Origin of the sequence: Stenotrophomonas pictorum JCM 9942 (genome assembly GCF_001310775.1) — a bacterium.
Lineage (GTDB): Bacteria > Pseudomonadota > Gammaproteobacteria > Xanthomonadales > Xanthomonadaceae > Stenotrophomonas > Stenotrophomonas pictorum.
In genome coordinates, this window is sequence record NZ_BAZI01000267.1 from 1 (window position 1) to 3720 (window position 3720).

Sequence of the window (3720 nt, forward strand, 5' to 3'; positions counted from 1 at the left end):
GCCTTCGGCGCTTCGGCAGCGGCGGCCGGTGCGGCAGCGGCAACCGCGCCTTCCTCGATGATGGCCAGGATCTGGTTGGAGGTGACGGTGTCGCCTTCCTTGAACTTGATTTCCTTCAGCACGCCATCAACCGGTGCCGGCACTTCCAGCACGACCTTGTCGGTTTCCAGGTCGAGCAGGTTCTCGTCACGCTTGACGGCCTCGCCCAGCTTCTTGTGCCAGGTGGCGATGGTGGCGTCGGAGACGGATTCGGGCAGTACCGGTACTTTGACTTCGGTGGCCATTGGGCGGATTTCCTGGTTGCAGATTCTTGAGAGAAAGGTGGCTTATTCGGCGTAGTTGTCGTCGATCTTGTTGACCAGCGCGTCGGCGAGCAACTGCTGCAGTTCGCGCAGGTGATCGGACATGTGGCCAACAGCAGGCGACGGAGAACGCGGGCGACCGGCATAGTGCAGTGCCTGGCCGTCGGCCACGCATGCCTGCAGGTGGTGCCTGATCTGGTACCACGCACCCTGGTTCATCGGCTCTTCCTGGCACCACACCACGTCGGTGGCCTTGTCGAACTTCTTCAGTTCGGCAGCCAGCGCCGGGCGCGGGAACGGATAGAGCTGTTCGATACGCACGATGGCCACATCGTCCTGGCCACGCTTGGTCTGGTCTTCCAGCAGGTCGTAGTAGACCTTGCCCGAGCACAGCACCACGCGCTTGACCTTCTTGGCGTCGGCGGCGGCGTCACCGATCAGGTGCTGGAACTCGCCGTTGGCCAGTTCGTCCAGGGTCGACACGGCCAGCTTGTGGCGCAGCAGCGACTTGGGCGACATCACCACCAGCGGCTTGCGGGTGTCCATGCGCATCTGGCGACGCAGCATGTGGAATGCCTGGGCCGGGGTCGACGGTACGCAGACCAGCATGTTCTCCAGCGCGCACAGCTGCAGGAAGCGCTCCAGACGCGCGGAGCTGTGTTCCGGACCCTGTCCTTCATAACCGTGCGGCAGCAGCAGCGTCAGGCCGGAGATCCGGCCCCACTTGGCCTCGCCCGAGGCGATGAACTGGTCGATCACCACCTGGGCACCGTTGGCGAAGTCGCCGAACTGGCCCTCCCAGATGCACAGGGTGTTGGGATCGGTGGTGGAGAAGCCGTACTCGTAGGCCATCACCGCTTCTTCGCTGAGCAGCGAATCGATAATGGTGGCCTTTTCCGGCGACTCGACCAGCTGACGCAACGGCAGGTAGTAGCTGTCGGTCTTCTGGTCATGCAGGATCGCATGGCGGTGGGTGAACGTACCGCGGCCGACGTCCTGGCCGACCAGGCGCAGGCCGTGGCCTTCGTCCAGCAGGGTGGCGTAGGCCAGGTTTTCGGCAAAGCCCCAGTCACCCGGGATCTCGCCGGCGGCCATCTTGCGGCGGTCGTCATAGACCTTGGCCACGCGCGAATGCACTTCCACACCCTCAGGAATGGTGTTGATCATCGCGGCCAGCTGGGCCAGCTTGCCCATCTCGACCTTGGTGCTGACCTGGTCGGACAGCTTGCCCGCCAGATACTTGCCCCAATCCACGAACAACTTGCTGGTGGCCGGGGTCTTGCCCACATCGGCCAGTTCGGTGGTCACTTCACCGGCATCGAGCTTGTTGCGATAGCTGTCGACCAGCTCCTTGCCGGCACCGGCCGGGATCACGCCGGCGGCTTCGAGCTGTTCGGCATACAGCTCGCGGGTGGTCTTGTGCTTGCGGATCACCTGGTACATCAGCGGCTGGGTGATCGCCGGCTCATCGGCTTCGTTATGACCCCAACGGCGGTAGCAGATCAGATCGATCACGACGTCCTTGTTGAACTGCTGACGGAAGTCGTACGCCAGCTTGGCGGCAAACACCACCGCTTCCGGATCGTCGCCGTTCACGTGCAGGACCGGTGCGCCGATCATCTTGGCGATATCGGTGCAGTACAGGGTCGAGCGCGAATCGTCGCGGTTGGAGGTGGTGAAGCCCACCTGGTTGTTGACCACGATGTGCATCGTGCCGCCAACGGTGAAACCGCGGGCCTGCGACATCTGGAACAGTTCCATCACCACGCCCTGGCCGGCAAAGGCGGCGTCACCGTGGATCAGGATCGGCATCACCTGCTTGCGCGCGGCATCGCCGCGACGCTCCTGGCGCGAACGCACCGAGCCGGCAACCACCGGGTCGACGATTTCCAGGTGCGACGGGTTGAACGCCAGTGCCAGGTGCACCGGGCCGCCATCGGTGGCGACGTCGGCGGAGAAACCCATGTGGTACTTCACGTCACCGGCGACAGCACGCTCGTCGTGCTCGAACTTGCCTTCGAACTCGTCGAACAGCTTGCGCGGGTTCTTGCCGAGCGTGTTGACCAGCACGTTGAGGCGGCCGCGGTGGGCCATGCCGATGATCACGTCCTTGACGCCATCCTTGCCGGCGCTGCGGATCACGGTGTCCATCATCGGGATCAGCGAATCGCCGCCTTCCAGCGAGAAGCGCTTCTGGCCGACGTACTTGGTGTGCAGGTAACGCTCAAGGCCTTCGGCCGCGGTCAGGCGCTCCAGGGTGCGGCGCCGGGTGTCGGTATCGAGGTTGTAGTTGCCGCCGGCGTTCTCGAGGCGCTGGTAGAGCCACTGGCGCTGCTCGACCTCGGCGATGTGCATGAATTCCGCACCGATCGAGCCGGTATAGGTCGCCTTCAGGCGTGCAACCAGATCGCGCAGCTTCATCCGCGGCTGGCCAGCGACGCCCCCGGTGCTGAACTCGTCGTTGAGGTCCGCGTCGGTCAGGTGGTGGAACGGCAGGCTCAGGTCCGGCGGATTGACCGGCGGGGTCAGGCCCAGCGGATCCAGGCGGGCACCCAGGTGGCCGCGCGAACGGTAAGCGGTGATCAGACGGCCGACGTTGCGCTCACGCTCGTCGCCTGCACCGGCAGCGCCTGCGTTGGACGCGTTTTTTGCGGCTTCGGTGATGAGGGCGATGGCGGCCGAGTGCGGGACATCACCTGCTTCGCGGCCCTTGAAGCCATCGAAGTAGGACTTCCACTTGGGGTCCACACTGTCCGGAGAAACGAGGTACTGCTCGTACAGATCCTCGATATAGGAGCGTTGCCGCCGGCGAGTTGCGATGACTGCGCAAACTGCTTCAGGAGATTGTCCACGATGGAGTGTCGGATTCGCTTGTGGGGTATGACTCAGGGAAACCGGCGCGTCACATGAACAGGCGCGCACGGGCGTGATCTAACCGCTGAATTATACCCCTGCCGGGACAGGAAGGGGCATTCACACTGTCCCGTGGATTAATGCCAGGCCGCCATTTGTCTTGCCGTGTCTGGCGTCAGACACCGAGGACACGCAGTGCGCTGCAGACGCGCGAACGCTCCCAGATACGCTGGAACAGCTCGTCCTGCTGCCGGGCGCGCGCATCGTTGGCCAGGGACAGCTCGCCCTCCAGGCGCTCGCCCATTGGACGAAAGTAGCAGTCGCCATTGTCATTGCCGATACCGGCCGACGCGACGGCGCAATCGACCGGATCGACCGGCTCCCGCAGCTCGAAAACGCTGGGCAGGCGCTGGATCAACGCCGTCAGTGGCGCAGGCAAGGTGGCCAGGTCTCCTTCGGCGAGCAGCAGCTGTACCTGCTTGTCGTGGCGGGCCGTGGCAAAGCGGCGCAGCGCCGCCAGCAGCTGGGGTTGCCCGAGCAGGACCGAGTCGTCACCGCGGATCTG

At 64.3% G+C, this 3720-nt stretch carries 2 protein-coding genes and 1 pseudogene; all 3 read right to left on the reverse strand.

Annotation, left to right across the window (positions count from 1 at the left end):
- The coding region (locus tag JCM9942_RS12115; protein ID WP_157722904.1) for a biotin/lipoyl-containing protein at positions 1-284 on the reverse strand (284 nt) is incomplete at its 3' end.
- Positions 285-326: 42 nt separating this feature from the next.
- A pseudogene (locus JCM9942_RS12120) lies at positions 327-3154 on the reverse strand (2-oxoglutarate dehydrogenase E1 component).
- Between the two features lie 176 nt (positions 3155-3330).
- On the reverse strand, positions 3331-3720 hold a 390-nt coding region (locus JCM9942_RS12125; RefSeq protein ID WP_484600232.1), incomplete at its 5' end, for a DUF7931 domain-containing protein.